Source organism: Halioglobus japonicus (assembly GCF_001983995.1).
Classification (GTDB): domain Bacteria; phylum Pseudomonadota; class Gammaproteobacteria; order Pseudomonadales; family Halieaceae; genus Halioglobus; species Halioglobus japonicus.
Genome location: NZ_CP019450.1, coordinates 3,382,540 through 3,402,421 on the forward strand (window position 1 = coordinate 3,382,540; position 19,882 = coordinate 3,402,421).

18 protein-coding genes and 1 pseudogene are annotated in these 19,882 nt (G+C 59.4%); 12 read left to right on the top strand and 7 right to left on the bottom strand.

What is annotated here, in order from left to right:
- Window positions 1–29: 29 nt before the first annotated feature.
- A complete protein-coding gene (locus tag BST95_RS15940) occupies window positions 30–872 on the bottom strand; it encodes an acyl-CoA thioesterase (protein WP_084200502.1) in 843 nt (280 codons plus the stop codon).
- A gap of 103 nt (window positions 873–975) precedes the next feature.
- Between BST95_RS15940 and BST95_RS15945 the strand changes: the two genes are divergently transcribed.
- The 9 genes and pseudogenes from BST95_RS15945 to BST95_RS15980 all read left to right on the top strand — a co-directional run bounded on the left by BST95_RS15945 (window position 976) and on the right by BST95_RS15980 (window position 8,535).
- The gene (locus BST95_RS15945) at window positions 976–1,761 is read left to right on the top strand and encodes a putative hydro-lyase (RefSeq protein WP_084200503.1); all 786 of its coding nucleotides are present in this window, start codon (window positions 976–978) and stop codon (window positions 1,759–1,761) included.
- A 10-nt stretch (window positions 1,762–1,771) separates the two neighbouring features.
- Window positions 1,772–2,503, top strand: a complete 732-nt coding sequence (locus BST95_RS15950; RefSeq protein ID WP_084200504.1) for a 5-oxoprolinase subunit PxpA — start codon at window positions 1,772–1,774, stop codon at window positions 2,501–2,503.
- 6 nt (window positions 2,504–2,509) lie between these two features.
- The gene (pxpB, locus tag BST95_RS15955) at window positions 2,510–3,187 is read left to right on the top strand and encodes a 5-oxoprolinase subunit PxpB (protein WP_084201211.1); all 678 of its coding nucleotides are present in this window, start codon (window positions 2,510–2,512) and stop codon (window positions 3,185–3,187) included.
- Window positions 3,184–4,122, top strand: a complete 939-nt coding sequence (locus BST95_RS15960) for a 5-oxoprolinase subunit C family protein (RefSeq protein WP_084200505.1) — start codon at window positions 3,184–3,186, stop codon at window positions 4,120–4,122. The genes pxpB and BST95_RS15960 overlap by 4 nt, the downstream gene beginning before the upstream one ends.
- Window positions 4,119–4,961 carry a glutamate cyclase domain-containing protein gene (locus BST95_RS15965; RefSeq protein WP_084200506.1) on the top strand — a complete coding sequence of 281 codons (843 nt, stop codon included), beginning with the start codon at window positions 4,119–4,121 and terminating at the stop codon, window positions 4,959–4,961. The genes BST95_RS15960 and BST95_RS15965 overlap by 4 nt, the downstream gene beginning before the upstream one ends.
- Window positions 4,962–5,105: 144 nt before the next feature.
- Window positions 5,106–5,330: pseudogene (locus BST95_RS21025) on the top strand (aminotransferase class IV); the annotation flags it as partial.
- A gap of 134 nt (window positions 5,331–5,464) precedes the next feature.
- Window positions 5,465–5,902 carry an aminotransferase class IV gene (locus tag BST95_RS21030; protein WP_276205940.1) on the top strand — a complete coding sequence of 146 codons (438 nt, stop codon included), beginning with the start codon at window positions 5,465–5,467 and terminating at the stop codon, window positions 5,900–5,902.
- Entirely contained in the window at window positions 5,902–6,984 is a 1,083-nt protein-coding gene (alr, locus tag BST95_RS15975) for an alanine racemase (RefSeq protein ID WP_084200507.1), read from the top strand. Before BST95_RS21030 ends, alr begins: the two co-directional genes overlap by 1 nt.
- 21 nt (window positions 6,985–7,005) lie before the next feature.
- Window positions 7,006–8,535 carry a Ppx/GppA phosphatase family protein gene (locus tag BST95_RS15980; RefSeq protein ID WP_240500215.1) on the top strand — a complete coding sequence of 510 codons (1,530 nt, stop codon included), beginning with the start codon at window positions 7,006–7,008 and terminating at the stop codon, window positions 8,533–8,535.
- A 7-nt stretch (window positions 8,536–8,542) separates the two neighbouring features.
- On the opposite strand, the gene BST95_RS15985 is transcribed toward BST95_RS15980, so the two are convergent.
- From BST95_RS15985 to BST95_RS16000, 4 genes are all read right to left on the bottom strand, one after another.
- A complete protein-coding gene (locus BST95_RS15985) occupies window positions 8,543–9,514 on the bottom strand; it encodes an alpha/beta fold hydrolase (protein WP_084200509.1) in 972 nt (323 codons plus the stop codon).
- Window positions 9,511–11,397: a DUF3604 domain-containing protein gene (locus BST95_RS15990; RefSeq protein ID WP_084200510.1), complete on the bottom strand. Its 1,887-nt coding sequence runs from the start codon at window positions 11,395–11,397 to the stop codon at window positions 9,511–9,513. Before BST95_RS15990 ends, BST95_RS15985 begins: the two co-directional genes overlap by 4 nt.
- Window positions 11,398–11,541: 144 nt before the next feature.
- The gene (locus tag BST95_RS15995; protein ID WP_084200511.1) at window positions 11,542–12,846 is read right to left on the bottom strand and encodes an ammonium transporter; all 1,305 of its coding nucleotides are present in this window, start codon (window positions 12,844–12,846) and stop codon (window positions 11,542–11,544) included.
- 11 nt (window positions 12,847–12,857) lie between these two features.
- Entirely contained in the window at window positions 12,858–13,196 is a 339-nt protein-coding gene (locus tag BST95_RS16000; protein ID WP_066048595.1) for a P-II family nitrogen regulator, read from the bottom strand.
- Between the two features lie 283 nt (window positions 13,197–13,479).
- Between BST95_RS16000 and BST95_RS16005 the strand changes: the two genes are divergently transcribed.
- Complete coding sequence (locus BST95_RS16005; protein WP_084200512.1) at window positions 13,480–14,877, top strand: alkaline phosphatase; 1,398 nt, start codon at window positions 13,480–13,482, stop codon at window positions 14,875–14,877.
- Here BST95_RS16005 and BST95_RS16010 read toward each other — a convergent pair whose 3' ends face one another.
- Window positions 14,878–15,723 carry a general secretion pathway protein GspB gene (locus BST95_RS16010; protein ID WP_084200513.1) on the bottom strand — a complete coding sequence of 282 codons (846 nt, stop codon included), beginning with the start codon at window positions 15,721–15,723 and terminating at the stop codon, window positions 14,878–14,880.
- A gap of 10 nt (window positions 15,724–15,733) precedes the next feature.
- Window positions 15,734–17,416 (bottom strand): ExeA family protein, encoded by a 1,683-nt coding sequence (locus BST95_RS16015; protein WP_338073388.1) that lies wholly within the window; start codon window positions 17,414–17,416, stop codon window positions 15,734–15,736.
- Window positions 17,417–17,534: 118 nt separating this feature from the next.
- On the opposite strand from BST95_RS16015, the gene BST95_RS16020 reads away from it, so the two are divergent.
- Window positions 17,535–19,004: a M48 family metallopeptidase gene (locus BST95_RS16020; RefSeq protein WP_169843971.1), complete on the top strand. Its 1,470-nt coding sequence runs from the start codon at window positions 17,535–17,537 to the stop codon at window positions 19,002–19,004.
- On the top strand, window positions 19,001–19,876 hold the full coding sequence (locus BST95_RS16025; protein WP_146004147.1) for a DMT family transporter: 876 nt from the start codon (window positions 19,001–19,003) through the stop codon (window positions 19,874–19,876). The genes BST95_RS16020 and BST95_RS16025 overlap by 4 nt, the downstream gene beginning before the upstream one ends.
- Window positions 19,877–19,882: the final 6 nt, after the last annotated feature.

The window sequence follows — 19,882 nt, forward strand, 5'->3', positions numbered from 1 at the left end:
GTATAGGCCTTATCCGCGTTGTTAAGTGGCTAGTTTTTACGCATAAGACCCTGTTGCATAACCGTGGCCACGTGGCGGCCCTCGTGCGTAAAGAAGCGCCCCCTGACCAGGGTTCTGCCGCCGCTGTTGCGCTCAAGGTCGGCGGTATGCAGCAGCCAGTTATCGGCCCGGAAATCGCCGTGGTACCAGATCGCGTGATCAAGGCTCGCCACCTGCAAAGAGCGATCCCAATAGGAGCGGCCGTGCTGAATCAGGCCGGCATCGAGCAACATGGTGTCGGAAAAATACGTGAGCAGCGATCGGTGCAAGGTAGGGTCATCGCCCACCGGGGCAGTGGTGCGCATCCAATTGTACAAACGCCCGGGCATTTGCTCGGGCTCTCGCCAGTTAATGGGTGTACCCATACGGACGTCCAGATCTTCGCCGTCGGTAATCATGAAGTCCTCATTCAGCACGTTATGCTCTAGCGCGCGCTCGCGCTCTGAAGGCAGGTCTTCGGGGGGTGTAATACCCTCGGGGAACTCCGGCTGAAAGTCGAAGCTGTCATCCGCGAGCTGAAAAGACATGGAGCTCACCAGTATTGGCTTACCCTCCTGCAGGGCCACTACCCGGCGCGAGCTGAAGCTGCCGCCATCGCGAGCTCGCTCCACCTCGTAGGTGACGGGTTTACTGCAATCCCCGGGACGCAGGAAGTAGGCGTGCTGCGAGTGAATGGGCCGTTCCTCGGCCACCGTCTGCTGGGCTGCGCTCACCGCCTGCGCCAGCACCTGCCCCCCATAAATTCGAAAGCCCTTGGGGTGCATGTTTTCGCCGACGAAACTGTCCTCGCCAACGGCTTGTGGCTCGAGTACCCGGAGTAATTGTTCCAGCATGCTTAAATCCAAAAAATCACATGGATGAGAATTGAACGGCCATTATCCAGAAATCCCATTCTGTGCCAAACTTATCCGGCAAATTTTCAGTGGAACCCTATGAATGAATCAGGACACCAGCCCCCAGGCTCTGCGCGAGGCCATCCGTCGCGGCGACTTTACCGGCAACACCTCGGGCTACTCCGCAGGTTTCGTCCAGTGCAACCTCACTATTCTACCCGCTGACTGGGCGTCGGACTTTTTGCGTTTCTGCCAGGCCAACCCCAAGCCCTGCCCGCTGGTGGGCATGTCGACATCGCCAGGCGATACCGCTTTACCACCTTTGGGTAGTATTGACATCAGAACCGATGTGCCAAGCTACCGTGTTTTTCGCGATGGTGAATTCACCGAAGAAGTAAACGATATCACCGCGCTGTGGCGCGATGATCTGGTGGTGTTTGCGCTGGGTTGTTCTTTTTCTTTTGAAGAAGCCCTGCTGGCCGATGGCCTGGACGTGCGCAACGTCAGTGAAGGCGTGAATGTACCCATGTATCGCACCAATATTGAGTGCACACCGGCAGGCCCCTTCAAAGGCAACATGGTGGTCAGCATGCGTCCATTCAAGGCCGCCGACGCGATTCGCGCTGTACAGATTTGTACGCGCTTTCCTTCAGTTCACGGAGCACCGATTCATCTCGGCGATCCAGGCCTGATAGGTATAGAAGATATTAACCAGCCGGACTACGGCGACCCGGTCACCTTGGCTGACGATGAGCTGCCTGTGTTCTGGGCTTGCGGCGTTACACCGCAAGTGGCGCTGGAGGCGGCAAAGCCGCCCTTTGCCATCACCCACAGCCCTGGCCATATGCTGGTAACGGATTTACGCAACAGCCAACTGGCGGTGCTCTGAGGACAACACAATGCTGCTCAATTGCGACCTGGGTGAAAGTTACGGCAGCTGGACCATGGGTCTGGATGCCGAGGTTATGCCGCATATCGATCAGGCCAATATTGCCTGCGGCTTTCACGGCGGCGATCCGCTTACCATGCACAAAACCTTGCAGCTGGCCGCCGAACACGGCGTATCCGTCGGCGCCCACCCCGCCTACCCCGACCTGGTGGGCTTTGGTCGCCGCTCCATGGCCTTGTCCGCGGAAGAAATTATTGCCAGCGTGCAATACCAGGTAGCCGCCATTGACGGCATGGCTGCCAGCAGCGGCGTTACCCTGGCCTACGTAAAACCCCACGGCGCTTTGTACAACGACATGATGGCTAACGCCGAGACCCGCCGCGCCATTATGCAGGCTGTCGCGTCTTACCACCGCCCCCTGAAGCTCATGTTGCAGGCCACACCCGATGCCGACCTGCATCGCAGTGAGGCTGCCGAGTTTGACCTCGAGCTATTACTCGAAGCTTTTGCAGATCGCTGCTACGACGACGACGGCAAACTGCTGTCACGACGCAAGCCCGGTGCTGTGCACACACGTGAAAAGATGCTGGCGCAGGTCAGCCAACTGCAGCGTGAGGGCACACTGACGACTGTCAGCGGCCATGCATTGCCCCTCGCGGCGGATACCTTGTGCGTACACGGTGACAACATCGAGGGCGTCCAGGCCATCCGCGAGATTCGTCAGTTGGTTGCCGGGAACTGATTGGTCGTGGAACTGCACAGTGCCGGCGAAAACGCCCTGATACTTTACCTTGGCAAAGAGACCAGCCCGACGGTGTCCGCCCGGGTACAGGCCGCTGCCGCAGCCATCGAGCAGGCGCTGGGAGTTGATCTGGTCGATCTCGTACCCTCGTACGCGTCGCTGCTCATCATCTATAACGCATTAACTACCGACCACATGGCGGTTGCCGCGACAGTACGCGATTGCATCGCCGATCTCAGTGCAGACGATGAGGCTGACGGCAATACCGTGGTACTCCCCGTTTACTACCACCCGGAAGTGGGCGAAGACCTGGAGGCCCTCGCTGCGGCAGCGGGCATGAGCACCGATGATGTCATCGCTATTCACAGCGGCACCGAGTACCGTGTCTACGCTATTGGCTTCGCGCCGGGATTTGCCTATCTCGGGCAGGTGGACGAGCGCATTGCCGCCCCGCGCCAAAGCACACCACGCCTGAAAGTGCCGCGCGGCGCAGTGGCCATCGCCGATCGACAAACCGCCGTGTATCCGGCGCAATCGCCCGGCGGCTGGAACCTGATCGGCCGCTGCCCACAGCGTATGTTTGACCCCAAGGCTACGCCTACCATGCCCGTTAGCGTGGGCGACAAAGTTCGCTTTGAAGCCATCGACCGCGACCGTTTCCTGGCACTGGGAGGCGAGCTGTGAGCGTCAAGGTTATCCAGCCCGGATTGCTCAGCCTGCTGCAGGATGGCGGCCGCCTTGGCCAGCACCGCATCGGACTCACGAACGGCGGCCCTCTGGACCCCGAGGCTTTCCACACTTGTAATCGGCTGCTGCAGAATCCCGAGGGCAGCACGGCAATCGAAGTCAGCTTTGGCGGACTGCAGCTGGAAGCTCAGGTTGATACTTTTATCTGCCTGACCGGCGCAATCATGACCCTGCGCATCAATCAGCAGGAACAGCCCCGCTGGGAAGTACTGCCTGTAACAGCCGGTGACAGCATTCACATTGAATTTGCCGAGCAGGGATGCCGAGGTTATCTGGGCATCGCCGGCGGCTTCGACGTCGAGCCGAGCTTTACCAGCACCGCCACGGTGATGCGCGAGGGCATTGGTGGCCTCAACGGCGACAAACTCGCCGCCGGAGATGTGCTTCCCTGCCCTGCTGGCGAAATACGTCAACGGCTGTATCTCGAGGAACACCTGCAGCCGAAGTATGAGGATATTACGACCGTAAGGGTTATCCCCGGATACCAACAGAAGCACTTTAATCGCTATCAGCAACGCCGTTTTTTCTCCCATGGTTACACCGTCAGCGACCGCTGTGACCGTATGGGATATCGCCTTGAGGGCCCCGCGATCGAATGTGATATCGAAGGCATTCTGTCGGAGGGCATCTGCTTTGGCGCCATTCAAATCCCCGCTGACGGCCAACCTATCGTCCTGCTCAATGATCGCCAGACGATTGGTGGCTATCCGAAGATCGGAGCGGCACTGTCCCTGGACTGCGCCCGCCTGGCCCAGCTGCGCCCCGGTGGCCAGGTGCACTTTGCGCCGATTACCCAGCACGCGGCTCACAATGCGCTGCACCTGGCAAACAGCTTTCAACAGCGCCTCACTTTCAAGGAACGCCGCGCATGAATGATCTCGATCTCAGTATTGCCATCGAGAATATTCTCGTCGCCCGCAACCTGCGCAATATGCAGGTAGCACAGGCGGCGCTCCAACCCGGCTATTACCTGCGTGCGGCCAGCATTCTGCGCAACATTCAGGGAACCGTTATCATTGGAACCGGCTTTCCCGTGACCGACACCTTCGAGACCGACGGGCCGGTAGGTGCAATAGCACTCTACGATGCGCTGGTCGCACTGGGCGCGGAACCCGTGTTCGCCTGCGGCGCGCCACTGGCACACTGCCTGCAGGACGACTACGCCGTGATCGAGTTGCTTGCCCGCAATGTCGACGCGGCACGTGACGAGGCTCGAACCCGACTTGCAGACCTAAAACCCTCTGCCATTGTGTCCATCGAGCGCCCCGGACTCAGCGACGACAACTGCTACTACAATATGCGTGGCGAAGATATTTCAGCACGCAGCGCGTATTTCGACCCTTACCTTGAGCTTGCAGAGTGCCCGACTATTGCCATTGGCGACGGCGGCAACGAGATCGGCATGGGCAACATCCGCGATGCAATTGCCACACTGGATATCAAGGCCTCAGCCACCACCTGTGACGAGTTGCTGGTGGCGGACGTCTCAAACTGGGGAGCGTACGGCATCATCGCCTTGCTAGCCCGCTGGGCAGAGCGCGACCTGCTTGGCGACATAGACCCGTTAGCCATACTTAATTACCTGTCCAGCCACGGCAGCGTCGACGGCGTTACGCGAGAGAACACCCTGACAGAGGATGGTCTCGAGGCAGAGGAAGGACAACACATTATTCGCGAACTGCGTGACGTGTGCGGATTCACCCCTAACTGAAAACACCTGGCCGGGTCCTGCGACGACCCGGGCAATTGCCGGCGATCACGCGTCGCAGCGGCACAGATACCGAGGAGATTGACAATGAGTATCGTATATTTGAATGGCGAATACATGCCGATGGAAGAGGCGCACATATCCCCAATGGATCGCGGCTTCCTGTTCGGCGATGGTATTTACGAGGTTGTGCCCTCCTATGCGGGCAAGCTGGTAGGCTTTAAGCCGCACCTCGATCGCATGCAGGATGGTCTGGACGCCATCGAGATCCAGCTTAAAGTCGACCAGGCACAATGGCGCGAGATTGCCGATCAGCTGATTGCTAAAAATGGCGGTGGCAATCTCGGCATCTATTTTCATGTGAGCCGTGGCGCAGATAGCAAACGCGCGCACGCGTACCCGGAAAATATTGACCCAACGCTGTTCGCCTTCGCCTTCGAGATCCCCCCGGCCCCCAACCCGCCAAAAGCGACGCGACGCCCTATACGGTCTCTACTGCCGAAGATCTGCGCTGGAAGCGTTGTAATATCAAGTCCACGGCCTTGCTCGGCAACGTCATGCATTACCAGCAGGGACATGCCGCAGGCCATTCAGAAACACTGCTTTACAATCAGCACGGCGAACTCACCGAAGCCGCTGCCTGCAACGTGTTTGTCGTCAAGGACGGCGTGATTGCCACGCCGGAGCTGGATCACCAGAAATTGCCCGGCATTACCCGCCTGATGCTGCTGGAAATCCTGCGTAAAGACGGCACCCTGCCGGTAGAAGAACGGGTGGTAAAACTCGAGGAACTGGACACCGCTGACGAGGTGTGGATTACCAGCTCGTCCAAGGAAATCGCGCCGGTGATTGCCATTGAGGACAAACCCGTGGGCGATGGCGAGGTGGGCGACATGTGGCTCGCCGCCCAGACACTTTATTCCGCGCACAAATTCGATTTCTAATGCGCGCCAACCAGGCCAGACTAGATTTCGACGCACTGCGCCACAATCTGGCGCATGCGCGCTCACTGGCGCCCGGAGCGCGCACCATGTGTGTGGTCAAGGCGAACGGTTACGGTCATGGTGGGCTGGCTATTGCGCAAGCGCTGGAAGCTCACACCGACGCGCTGGCTGTTGCCTGCATCGAAGAGGCGTTGGAACTGCGCGAAGGCGGTGTTCGCTGTCCGATACTGCTACTCGAAGGTGTATTTGCAGCCGATGAACTGCCTCTGGCGGCCGAGCACAATCTGTGGGTGATGATAGATAATCACAAGCAGCTCCAATGGCTTGAACAAGCGCAACTTGCCGCGCCCATAACCTGCTGGCTGAAAGTCGACACAGGTATGCATCGCCTGGGTGTGCAGCCGGAGGAAGCTGAAGCTTTTCACAGCCGGCTGATGGCCTGCGCCAACCGCACGGGCGAATTGGTTACCTGCACTCACTTTGCCTCCGCTGATGACTTGAGCAGCGACCAGACGGCACGGCAGATTGAACTGTTCAACGCCATCACCGCATCATTACCGGGGCCGCGCAGCGCCGCAAATTCCCCAGGGCTACTGGGCTGGCCAGACTCTCACTTCGACTGGATTCGCCCGGGCTACATGCTCTATGGCAACAGTCCATTCGCGCAGGCGCATGCCAACACCGAAGCGCTGCGCCCGGTAATGACACTCACCTCGGCGGTTATTTCACTGCGCGACTTGGCGCCCGGCGACAGCGTTGGTTACGCCGCTACCTGGACGGCTGAGCGCCCCTCCCGAATTGCCACTATCTCAATAGGCTATGGCGATGGTTATCCGCGCCTGGCAAACAATGGCACCCCGGTCCTGATCAACGGCCAGCGCGTTCCACTGGTGGGCCGCGTGTCCATGGACATGATTACAGTAGATGTGACAGACCTCAGCGAAGTAGCTATAGGCGACGAGGCGATACTGTGGGGCCCGCAGCTGACTGCTGGCGAAGTGGCAGGCCATGCCCAGACGATCGGCTATGAATTGACAACACGCATGCCGGCGCGCACACCGCGGGTGATCACAGCGCCCTGATCGATTACCATGGGGCTACTGTTGCGACAACGAGCCCTCACTTTGGCGGATCCAAACCCAGACCAGTTACCCGATGGCAGCCTGCTTGCAGCCATCGACATCGGCAGTAATTCATTTCATCTCATCATTGCCAAAACCGAGCATGGCGAGATGCGCACGCAGGAAGTGCTGGCGGAGAAAGTACAGCTGGGTGCAGGCCTGGAAGATCACCACCTGTCCCAGGAGGCCATTGATCGCGGCCTCGCGTGTCTGGCACGGTTTGCGCAATTGCTGTCCAGTGTCGAACCACTGCGAATTCGCGCCGTGGGCACCAATGCGCTACGCCAGGCGCACAACCGACTCGACTTCACCCTGCCCGCAGCAGAAATTCTCGGCACAAAAATAGATGTCATCTACGGGCGCGAAGAAGCGCGCCTGGTCTATCTCGGGGTAGCCCACACGCTGGCCGATGACGCGCAATCGCGGTTAGTGGTCGACATCGGCGGCGGCAGCACCGAATTCATCATCGGTGAACGCTTCGAACCGAAGCGACTGGAAAGCCTGCAAATGGGCTGTGTTTCCTTTGGTCGCGATTGCTTTGCCGATGGCGTGATCAGCAAGGAAAACTATCGTCGCGCCTATGATCGCGCCAGAGTCGAGGTCGCCCATATCCACTACCGCTACAACGCCAAACACTGGGAAGAGGCGGTGGGCTCTTCCGGCACCCTGAACGCCATTAACACCATCGTCACCCATAATGGCTGGAGTGAGGGCGGCATTACCCGCAAGGCATTGGAAAAGCTCGAGAAAAAGCTACTCACATTTAATCACTTCGATGACATTGATCTGGACGGCCTGTCCGAAAATCGCCGCAATGTCATCGTCGCCGGAGTGGCCATCACCTCGGCACTGTTCGATATCCTGGGCGTAGAACATATGCGCACCTCACCGGGCGCACTGCGCGAAGGCGTCATCTACGACTTAATGGGAAGGCTCAGCCATGAGGACGTGCGCGAGCGTACCGTCAACGCGCTGGTGCAACGCTATGGCACCGACCAGGAAACCGCCGACATTGTCGAGCGACGCTGTGGCATGCTGTTCAGCGCCTGCCGCGGGGCCTGGAAACTCAGCGATGAGGATGGCGATTTATTGCTGTGGGGCGCGCGCTGCCACGAGATAGGCATGGCGATTTCCCACAAACACGCCAACCGGCATACTGCTTATCTGCTGCGCAATGCAGACCTCCCGGGTTTTTCACAGGAGGAGCAGGAGAGCCTGGCTATTCTTACGCAGGGCCAGCGTGGCAAACTGCCCGCCAGTCTGCTGGAGGATTTACCCAAACAACAGCGTCGGAAAATGCTGTATCTGCTGGCCATATTACGCCTGGCGGTGTGCCTGAAACACGTTGAGTTCCTGGAAGGATTGCCCGCCTTCGGCATCACGGCGGATAAGTTCACTCTGTCACTGGGGATTCCCGAAGGCTGGCTGGAAAACCACCCGCTGACGGCCGTCGAACTTGAGCAGGAGCAATCCACCATGGCCAAGCTCGACTTCACCCTGACCCTGAACTAGACAATGCTTACTGGCGGTGAATATCTGCCAGAAATTCCAGCAATATGGCGTTGACCTCGGCCGAGGCCTCCAGCTGGACCATGTGCCCGGCTCCGGGAATCATCTTCACCGCCCGAAGGTCCGGAAAAATAGCACGCATCAATGCGATTGGATCGTCGCCGTGAAAGCCCTCCAGGTCGACGTCATGTTCGCTGCCGAGAAAATACGCGGGAACAGCACTCTGCACTCCCTCGAGGGGTCGACGCTGTTGCCACTTCAAATCCATGGAGCGATACCAGTTCAACCCACCGGTGAAACCCGAGCGGCTGTATTCACTGACGAAAAATTCCATCTCCACTTCCGACAGCCACGGCCAGGGCAATGCTGGCGGCTCGGCCATGGCGTCGATATAGGACGTGCCCGGCGGATGCTTGAAGCAATCGAAGTAATTACCCGCTCCGCTCAAGGTATGGAATACCTTGTGTAGGAATCGTCGCGGCTGTGCGGCCAGTTCTTCATCCGCACGAGGAGGCACCCGGAAGTATTCTATGTGCAGGAAGTGTTGCTCGCCCATCCGCTGGTATTCGCTAAGCGGTGCTTCTTCGGGATTGTGCGGAGCAGCGGGGTTTTCCAGGCCAATCACCGCAACCACGCGTTCCGGATGGCGTAACGCCAGGTCGTAAATGGCAAAGGCACCGAAGTCGAGACCGGCAAAGACGGCCGCGTCAATATTCAAATGCTTGAGCAATCCCAGTAAGTCGCCCGTTATCGATTCCACATCATAGTCGCTGGGCTCTGGCGGTGCGTCGGTCTGGCCCATGCCACGCATATCGGGCGCAATCACCCGGTAACCGGCCTCTGCCAGCGCCGCAATCTGGCGGTGCCAGCTAAACCAGATATGGGGGAAGCCATGACAGAGCACAACAGGCATACCCTCACCCTGCTCCACATAGTGCATACGAATGCCGTTAATCGTGGCGTAGTGATGCGACCAATTCATGTATCGTCTCCCTCGTGATGCAGCCATATTGCAGAACTGACTGCACGTTCTTGTATCCAGCCCGGTTCGGGTGCCGGCACACCTAGCGTAACCGCGTCGTAAGTCGACCAGCGCGGCGTGGGTATCTCCAGTACGCGTGCATAGTAGAGTGCTTGCTGGCCCGGCTGATAGTCCGGATCTCGCCACAGCACTCGCAGCTCAGTCGCACCGATGCTATTGCTGTAGGTGGCGCGCGCAACGTCTACCGTATTACCCACCGGCGCCAGCGGTTCTGTACCGGCCTGCCGCATACGATCACCGGAAGCTGCGACGTCGTAGATAGCTTCGTGACTCTGGCCGCTCGCATCGGTCCAGGCTTTAATCACCTGTATGCGGTCGAGATTGGCACCCTCGGGATCCTTGCTCGCCCACAGCAGAAACGCCGGCGGCCGTTCATGAGACACGTGCAGTTCACCACCCATGGGCACGCCCCGCGCATAAGCAACTTCGATGACATCGGCCGCGTCAATCAATGTGTCGGGATAGTCGCCGGCAAAAAAGCGAAGCCTGATTCGAGATCCGCTGGTGGCATAGGTCTCCTTGCGATTCATCGCGGCAAACAGGGCACTGCGAGTATTCTCAGGGGCCCAAACGGCGGCCAGCCCCATGGCACTCCAGCGATGCATGGTTGTCTGCTCATGCACGTCTTTGGAGTACGCTCCCAGGCGGATGCCGGGAGTACCGTCGAGCAGCGGCAACTTGCCGTGATATGTCGCCTCGTTAACCGGACTGGTTGCATTGTGACTGTCGCTGCTGCCGATAACGCCGAGTCGATACGGATTAATCCCGGCCGCGTGATTCATTTCCATGCCCAGTCGCAGCGCATCGCGAGCATAGCTGCCCCGAGTTTCCCTGGCCGGAGCCGAGGCCATCACGGGTTGCTCAACCAACTCAAAATCAGCGAACGTATCATCGGGACTCAACGCCGGGTGGGTTTCCGACTGCCCCTTGACCTGGTAGATCTCGACCACCGGCTCGATACTGCGACGCAACGCAGCCAGAGCCTCTGTATAGGGTTCGCCGCTGTGTTGGCTGGCGCTGAACATCAACCCATTGCTGAGGTTGCTGTTATGCGGGATGGCAATCACCTCATGACCCGCATCGCGCTGGCGCTGCAGCTCTTTCCACAAATCCTCAGGATTCTCCGACTCAAGTGAAGACCAAGGCAACCCGGGTACCTTATCGTCACCGTAAAGCACCACCCGGTGCAGGTGCTGGTCCTCCGGCATCGAGGACCATTCGTAAGCCACAAAGGTCGTAAAACGACCCTGCGCATTATGCACCTGGGCCGCACGCCGGATATCCGCCCAGGCATTGACACTCGCCTGGGCCAGTTCCGGCACACCGAAATTGCGCTCCCTCGCCTGCGCCGATGAAGAACGTATCCCCTCGCGCATGAAATGCCATAGATAGCGCCAGGCCCGCCCGGCAAGGGCCGTCGCCAGCACCTCGTCGTAGGTTTCCTGTACTTTGCCCGGATCATCGAGTTCAGCCTGACGCCGGGCGATGCCTAGATACTCAGAGTGATCACTGACTGCCGCAAAATCCAACGGCCTATCAATCTGCACGGGATACCCAACACCATGACGCACCTGCCCACCGCGGGCAAAGCGATAAGCATCCTCGGGAAAGGCACGCACCCCCATCGTATAGGCATCAAAAGAGTAGCTGGAATGGATATGCAGATCGCCAAAAAACACCTCGCGCTGCGGATTGGCAACGATCAACGGCAGATCAATCGGCGGCGCCAGTTCAGCCTGCTCCCACTGTAGCGTTGGATCATCGACGCGATGACAGGCCGAGAGCGCCAGTATCGCCAGGAATGGCACTGTAGTTTTTTTCATTATTGTCCGCCGCTATTCCCTATAGGCAAAACCCGATCGCTGGTGTTCGGGTCGCGCATCCAGTTTAACAAGCCCGTGCTTTCTGTACCGCGCTCAGATACAAAAAGGGCGACCGGTTGGTCGCCCTTGCTTAATCGCGATGGTTTAGAGATCGTAGCCGCGCTCGTCGTGGAGCACCAGGTCGAGACCCTGGGTCTCTTCCTCTTCATCGACCCGCAGGCCAACCATGGCATCCACAACCTTGAGGATAATCCAGGAGACAACGGCGGTGTAAACAAACGTTGCCACCACACCGGTGGCCTGCACCATGAGCTGACCGCCCATGCTGTCAATGCCGTCGGAGAAACCATTGCCGCTGAAGATACCCAGCTGCTGTGAAGCGAAAACACCGGCCAGAATAGTACCGAGCATGCCGCCCACGCCGTGTACGGGGAATACGTCGAGACTATCGTCGATCTTGAGCGTATTCTTGATCCAGTTGGTGGCGAAGTAACACACCACACCGGCACTGAGGCCGATGACCACTGCCGCAGCAGGACCAACCGAACCGGACGCCGGAGTAATGGTGCCCAGGCCTGCGACCATACCGGTGACAATACCCAGTACTGAGGGCTTGCCGTGGCGAATCCATTCCATGGCCATCCACGCTAGTGAACCTGCGGCTGCAGACAGATGCGTCACCAGCATCGCCATGGACGCACTGTTGTCGGCAGCGACGGCGGAACCGGCATTAAAGCCAAACCAACCTACCCACAGCATGCCAGCGCCGGCGACGGTCAGGGTCAGGTTGTGCGGGGGCATAGCCACGGTGCCAAAGCCCTTGCGCGGCCCCATCATCATGGCGGCGACAATCGCGGCAACAGCGGCGGTAATGTGTACGACGGTGCCGCCGGCAAAATCCTGCAAGCCCATGCTGCCCAGCCAGCCGCCACCCCAAACCCAGTGACATACCGGTGCATAGACCACCAGCAGCCAGATCGAGCTGAAGATCAGCATTGCCGAGAAGCGCATCCGCTCGGCGAACGCACCCACAATCAGCGCCGGGGTAATGATGGCAAACGTCATCTGGAAGGTTGCGAACAGTGTGGCGGGAATGCTGCCGTTGAGGCTGTCCATGGTCATGCTGGCAAAGAACACATTGCCAAAGTCACCGATAAAGGCACCCTGCTCCACGCCGTCTGAGCCGAACGCAATGGTATAGCCCACCGCAAACCACAGCAGCGACATGAGGCAGGTCAGCGCGAAACACTGCATCAGCACAGACAACACGTTCTTGGCGCGCACCAGGCCACTATAAAACAGCGACAGGCCGGGAATGGTCATAAACAGCACCAGAGCGGTGGCTGTCAGAATCCAGGCGGTATCCGCCTGGTTAAGTTCACTGGCGCTGGCGGTGTTAGCCACCAACGCCGTGCTGGCGAGCACCGCCAGCTTGGAAAAATTACGCATGGCCGCGCTCCTTAAAGTGCTTCTTCACCGGTCTCGCCGGTGCGGATTCGAATACTCTGTTCCAGTGGTGCGACGAATATTTTGCCGTCGCCGATTTTGCCGGTGCTGGCTGCTTCACAAATCGCATCGATAGCCGCGTCTACTTGCGCATCGGCAATCGCGATCTGGATTTTGACTTTCGGCTGAAACTCCACCAGGTACTCTGCACCTCGGTATAGCTCGGTATGGCCCTTCTGGCGGCCGTAACCCTTCACCTCTTCCACTGTCATGCCCGCAATCCCTATCTGGTGCAGGGCTTCGCGAACATCGTCCAGTTTGAAAGGCTTGATGATGGCGGTCATCATCTTCATTGAAATCACCTCTAATTTCTTATTTGTCAGGCGCTGTGCGCCACCCCCTCTGCCGCAGCCCGCGGAAGCTGAACCGGACAGAACCGCAAATCGTGCCACATATCGGGGCAAAATTTAAGCACAGGGCGTCCATATCGGTGCGCGGGCACCAAATGCGTGCAGCGGTAAAATTTACTAGGCTCCCGGACGCAAAGGCCGCATAGGCTCTGGGCATCGCTAGAGGCTTTGTGCTATCAATGACGCCGTTATTTTGTCCAACGACTTGCCAATAACAGGATTGAGCATGAACAAAGCTGTGTCTGCGGCACTCGCCGCACTTGCCATCGCCATCCCAGGGGCGCCGTTGCTGGCGGAAACCGCGTCGCAGGAACCTCGCCAGGTGATTCTCATCATCGGCGACGGCATGGATGAACAGCAGGTCACCATTGCTCGTAACTACCTCAAGGGCGCCCAGGGCGAACTGCTGCTGGACTCCATGCCTGTGCGGGGTGCCTCCCAGATTCTCACCATTGAGGACCGGGTCAACGGCAAGCCGATTTACGTGGCTGACTCGGCAAATACCGCGACCAGCCTGGCGACGGGCGTAGTGACCAGCCGCGGCCGACTGGCGACCACCGCCGGCGGTGACGAGGACATTCCAACGATTATCGAAATAGCCGAGGCGGCAGGTTACCGCACCGGTATTGTCTCAACGGCCAGCGTGACCGATGCCACACCGGCCTCTTTTGCCGCCCACGTCAGCCAGCGCTTTTGCGAGAACCCCGACCAGATCGAGCGGGTCGAATTCAGTGGCATTCACATTGGTGGCTGCCCGCAGGACATGCAGAAAAATGGTGGTCCGGGAGCGATCTCCCAGCAACTCGCAGAGTCGGACGTGGATGTGATTCTCGGTGGTGGCAGCAAACACTTTACCCCCAAGGCAGAGGGCAGCCAGCTTTCGGTCGCCGACCTGGCGCGCAGCAACGGTTTCAATGTCGTCGAAACTGCTGATGCGTTGAGCAAGGCACCAACTGGAGAACGCCTGCTGGGCCTGTTCTCTGAGAGCACCATGCCGGTGCGAATGCAGGGCGAAGACGGCCGCGCCTCTGAGCAGCCCGCGCCGAGCCTGCTCAACCATGTCCATCAGTATCTCGGCGATGTCACGCTGCCAGAATCGATGGAATGCCAGCCCAACCCGGAATTTGCCAGTGTTCCGACACTCAAGCAGATGACGGACGCGGCCCTCACCCACCTCGCAGCGGACAATAACAAGGGCTTTTTCCTGACCATTGAATCCGCCTCTATCGACAAGCAGTCACACGAGCGCAAGCCCTGCGGGTCGATTGGTGAGGTGGAACAGCTCGATGAGGCACTGGCCAGCGCCCTGGCATTCGCCGAGCAGCACCCGAATACGCTGGTCCTGGTGACGGCGGACCACTCCCAGGCCGCGCAATTGATTCCCCATCCCAGCCTGTTTGCGGCCTACCCCATTCCCACCTACAGCCCCGGTTATGTTTCGCTTATCGAGACACCGGAAGGAGGGGTCATGATGGTGAACTACGCAACCACCAACTTCATGATGGAAGAACACACCGGCGCGGCAGTACCGTTATACGCCAATGCCGAGGGCCAGGGCCTGGTACCGCCCTATCTGCGCCAGCCGGAGATCTTCGACATTATGAAAAACTACCTCGGCCTGTAATCAGAGATTGACCCAGCTGTTCAGGGCCCGCAGACGAAACGTGGTGCCCTGATAGGAGAGGACGGTGGAGTCGGCGAGGATCTCGTCGACCCTGACCCCAACGACCTTGCCACCTTTCGCCAACTGGTTGCCATTCAATGTGACACGCGACCGTCCCGGTTTACCGGAGTAGTCGTGACGCTGGTAGTACAGCGTGGGGATAGTGTCCTTGACCTGTTGAGATAAGGACTCCAGAAACGGTGCAGGGTGTTCTTCCAGGCGTGCGTTTTCCAACTCAGCTTCCGCCTGACGCACCATCGCTTCAATATTCACCTCTTGCTCAGCCATCCGCGGTTCTGGCTCGACCGAGAGCGCAGGCGTTGGGGTAGTGGAACGAGCAACCGGTTTGGGGGTCGGATCGGATTCGGCCGCGGGCTGTTCCTGCTGTGCATACAGCGCACTCACTTCAGAGCGAGCCGCGGGTTGGGTTGCCGCCGTTGGCACTCCGGTGTCACGCGAACTGACTTTAGGCGGCGGCGCCGAGGAAACCTGCGGACGTGAGGCTGCAACCGGAACGGTTCCTGTCGCTTCACCGCTAATCGACATGGATTCGGACGTTGTCGGTTCGGGCGGCACCACCACGGGGGCCTGCTCGCCTACGACGGCCGCGGGTTGCGTTGGCTTTTCAGTGGTAATCCGCTCCACCAGTAAAATGACAATCACCAGCAGGGCAACGGCCAGCGCCAGCAGCACCGGCCAGCGGCGTACATCGCCCGGCTCGGCAGCATGACTGTGCTGGGTTTCAATGTTCGGCACTGCGCCCTGCTCCGTACGCGATCGATTCAGGGCGTCGAGAATTAGTGACAAGCGATGTTCCTCATTGCGCGGCGGAGCCGTCCGCCAATTGCTGGCGCAGGGCACTGGCCACTGGATCTATGCCCAGCGCTGCATTCAGTTGCTGCAGGGTCTGTTCTCCCACGACACCGTCAGCCTCAAGCCCACGCGCTTCCTGGAAATAGATGACACGCTGGGTCAGCGCGCGATTGAAACGACGCGTGGTCAGTGGGCGTGTCTGCCCGTCCAAACGTGCAAACAGGGCCGCTACATCAACCACCGCCGGTCCTTCATCGCCCTCGGCCAGGGGTTGCTCAAAGGTAGCCGGGGCGCGCCAGAGAAAGCGGTAATTGCCGTCCCACATCGGTGCCATCTCGGCGAGTGCGAGGCTTTGCACGGAGCCATTGGCATCCACAACCCAGGCCTCGCGACCCTGCACGCCCAACAACAGGGCCGCGGCAGCAAACCGCTCCGGCGTCACCAGGTTGATCAGAATCGGGCGATCATAAATAGTGAGTTCATCCCAGGTGGACACCACGCCGTCGCCGCAGCGCAGGCCAGGCTCTTGCCGAGACTCACACAGTGATCCGAGGTAGGCTTGACGCGAATGCATTGACCACAACAGGCCCTCGGCCTCTTCGGGTGCCAAGAGCCAGTTAATCTCTGGCGTGGCTTCAGGCTCAGGCTCAGGCTCAGGCTCGGCCATCGGCTCCTCGACAGGGGCAGGGGCAGTAGCCACAGACGCCGCCATCGGAATGGTTTGATTGGCTGTTGGTGACTGCGCTCGGGCTGGCGTCTGGGCCAATTCCCCGTAATACCACCAACCTCCGGCAAACAGCATGGCCATCAGCGCAGCGGCGCCCGCCCAGGGCCACCAGCGACCCGCCGATGTCGACGTCATCTCTTCGCCCATGACCTCGCGCGTGGCCAGGCGCAGCATCGCCATATCGGCGCGGCCCTTATTGCGGCCATAGGCACCGAGCATAATACGGTCACAGAGTACGTTGATCAGCCTGGGGATACCCCGGGTCTGCCGATATATACCCTTGACCACCGCCGGTGGAAATATCTGCCGATCCGCTGTCATGCCAGCCACCTGCAGGCGATGCTGGATATAAGCGCCGGTCTCGGCGAGGTTCAGCGGTTCCAGGTTATAACGTGCGGTAATGCGCTGGTTTAGCTGGCGCAGTTCTGGTCGCGCGAGCAGCTGCGCCAGTTCCGGTTGGCCGATGAGAATAATCTGCAGCAGTTTCTCGCTGTTAGTTTCGAGGTTGGTCAGCAGGCGAATCTGCTCCAACACCTCAAAATCCAGGTGTTGTGCCTCGTCAATCATCAGCACGGTCTTGCGCCCCTTGCTGTGATTCTCCAGCAGGTAGGCGTGCAGGGCATCGGTGAGGCTCTTCAGCGTATGTCCTTCCCGATCGTACTCAATTCCCAGCTCATCACAGGCTGTAGCCAACAGCTCCATAGCATTGAGCGCGGGGTTGAGAATAATCGCGAGATCCGTGTCCTCGGGCAGCTGTTCGAGCAGGCAGCGATTGATCGTGGTTTTGCCGGTACCGACCTCGCCAGTTAGCAGAATAAAACCACCGCCCGCGCCCACTCCATACAGCAGATGCGCCAGGGCATCGCGGTGCCGCGCGCTCATAAACAAATAACGCGGATTGACGGCGATGGAAAATGGAGCCTCGTTGAGTCCAAAGTACTGAAAATACATGCAGGGCATTATGCACCATCGTCCGCTATATCACACCGACAACTGTCGATTGCGCTCGAGCATGGACCGCTTCAGATTGTGCTGGGATAATGCAGGCCACTCAAAGCAACGATTCGGAATGACAACTATGTCTGCCTCTGCCGTTTTCTCTCCCCGCTTTCTGGCACGCCTGCTGTCTTACACAGCGGTCATCAACCTCAGCGGTTGCATCACCACCGTGATCACCCCCGAGGCAGAAACCTCTGCCGGGCAGGCCATGTCACAGCAGGTGAGCGAGCAGATCGGCCTGTATCACGACCCCGCGCTGACAGCCTACGTTAACAAGGTTGGACAACGCCTGGCCTCGCATCTGGTAGACACCCCGTACACGTTCAATTTCGCCGTTGTGGACCAGTTCGAGCCCAATGCTTTCGCCACACCCGGTGGTTTCATTTATGTCTCGCGCGGCCTGCTCTCGCAAATGAACAGCGAGGATGAGCTCGCCGGCGTACTGGCTCACGAGATCAGTCACGTGACCCGCCGCCACCATGTGCGCCAAATGGGACGCTCGCTGGGCACAGGCCTGCTCACCCTGCCCGGTCGCGCTGTCGGCGTGGTCAGCGAGGACCTCGGCAACATGATTAACTCGCCGATCGAGCACGCGGGCAAGGTCTACCTGTCGGGCTATAGCCGTGAGCAGGAAACCGAAGCGGATGAGTACGGCCTGCGTCTGGCTGCCGATGCGGGCTATGACCCTCACGCCCTGGCGGCTGCGCTGGAAGGCATCGAACGCACCCTGTACCTGCTTACCGGTGAGCACCACGAAGCTGACTACATGGACACCCATCCTACGACGCCGCAACGCGTTGAGGATATTGCCAAGACCATCGCCGGCCTGACCTATTCCACCACCGCACCGATCGCCACGCGTGATGAGTTGTATCAGACGCTGGACGGTATGTGGTGGGGCACCCAGAATCCGCAGCAGGGCATCTTTGTCGATGACAACCAGTTTCTCAGTTTCGATATGGATCTCACCATCACCTTCCCCGAAAGCTGGGAGACAGTGAACACGCCCCGCTTCGTCGGCGCAGGTGAGCAGGACGAGCAAGGCGCCTATATTGCTCTGGGTTCCAACGCCGGCGAATTCAGCCCGGAAGGCTATGCAGCGGCCCTGGTGACCCGCATGCGCGACCGGGCAGAAATCAGCCCCGACATGAATCGCCCAGTGACCATCGGCGACTGGCCTGGACACCAGCTCACGTACACCGACAGCAGCGGCGAGGCGCCGGTCAGCCTGCACTATGTATTTTTTGCTACCCCGGAAGGCAGTTACACGATTATGGCCATGGGCCTGGAGAAGTTCCGCCCACAGCTCCGCGAGACCGTCGCCAGCATGCGCCCACTGACAAGCTCAGAGCGTGACAGTGTCGGCGGTTTGCGCCTGCGTACCGCCAGCATCGCTCCGGGCGAATCGCTGACGGCCTGGACCCAACGTCTGGGCAGCCAGTGGGGCCCCAAATTCAGCGCCTCCATGAATGGCCTGAGCGACGACTATAAAGGCGAGGGAGAACGGCGTAAGTACGCGCGGGAAGAACGCTACCAGGGCCTCGAGTGACCACAAGCCCCTCCAACGTCAGGCGGGCGATATACCTGTCCCTGCTCATGGTGACCATTGCCAGTACGGCAGCGGTCGCCACCAAGTTAGCCTCCAGCCAAGCCAGCACGGAAGCCATTGTGACCGTGCAATACCTGATCTGCCTGTTACTGTGCCTGCCCATTACCCTGCGCCCCGGACTGCACAATCTGCGCACGCGAAAGGCAGGCCTGCACCTTTTTCGCGGCGCCGTCGGGGTACTGGGGTTCTATCTGTTCTATGCGGCGCTCGACAACATCCCCATGGTCGATGCCATGTTGCTGCGCCAGAGCGCTCCACTCACCGTGCCCCTGGTCGTGTGGGCCTGGAGTCAGGAGCGCATCACTGCCAGTTCGTGGCTGCCCCTGATTATCGGCTTTATCGGTGTGGGCGTGATTCTCCGGCCCAGCGCGGAAGGGCTGAGCTGGTGGCACGCCGGCGGATTCCTGTCGGCGCTCTGCCTGGCGATCTCCATGGTCGCCACCCACAAACTGGCTCCCACCGAGCCGGCCTCGCGCATCCTGTTCTACTACTTTGTGCTGTCGCTGGCCTGCGTCGCACCCTTTAGCATCGGCGATTTCAGCGGGCTCGACTGGCAGATCTGGCTGGCCATGCTTTACGTGGGTGTCGCCATCTACTTCACATTACGCCTGTATACCCTCGCCTACTCCCTGGCGCCGGCCCACCATATTGCACCGATCAACTACTTCGCTGTGGTGCTCGGCGGGTTCTGGGGTTGGCTTATCTGGGGCCAGGTACCCGACGCCTGGTCGCTGCTGGGCAGTGCGCTGGTCATTGCAGGCGGCCTGTTAACGGTATACCTCGCCCGCCAGCGGCACGCCAGCGTCCGCTAGCCGAAT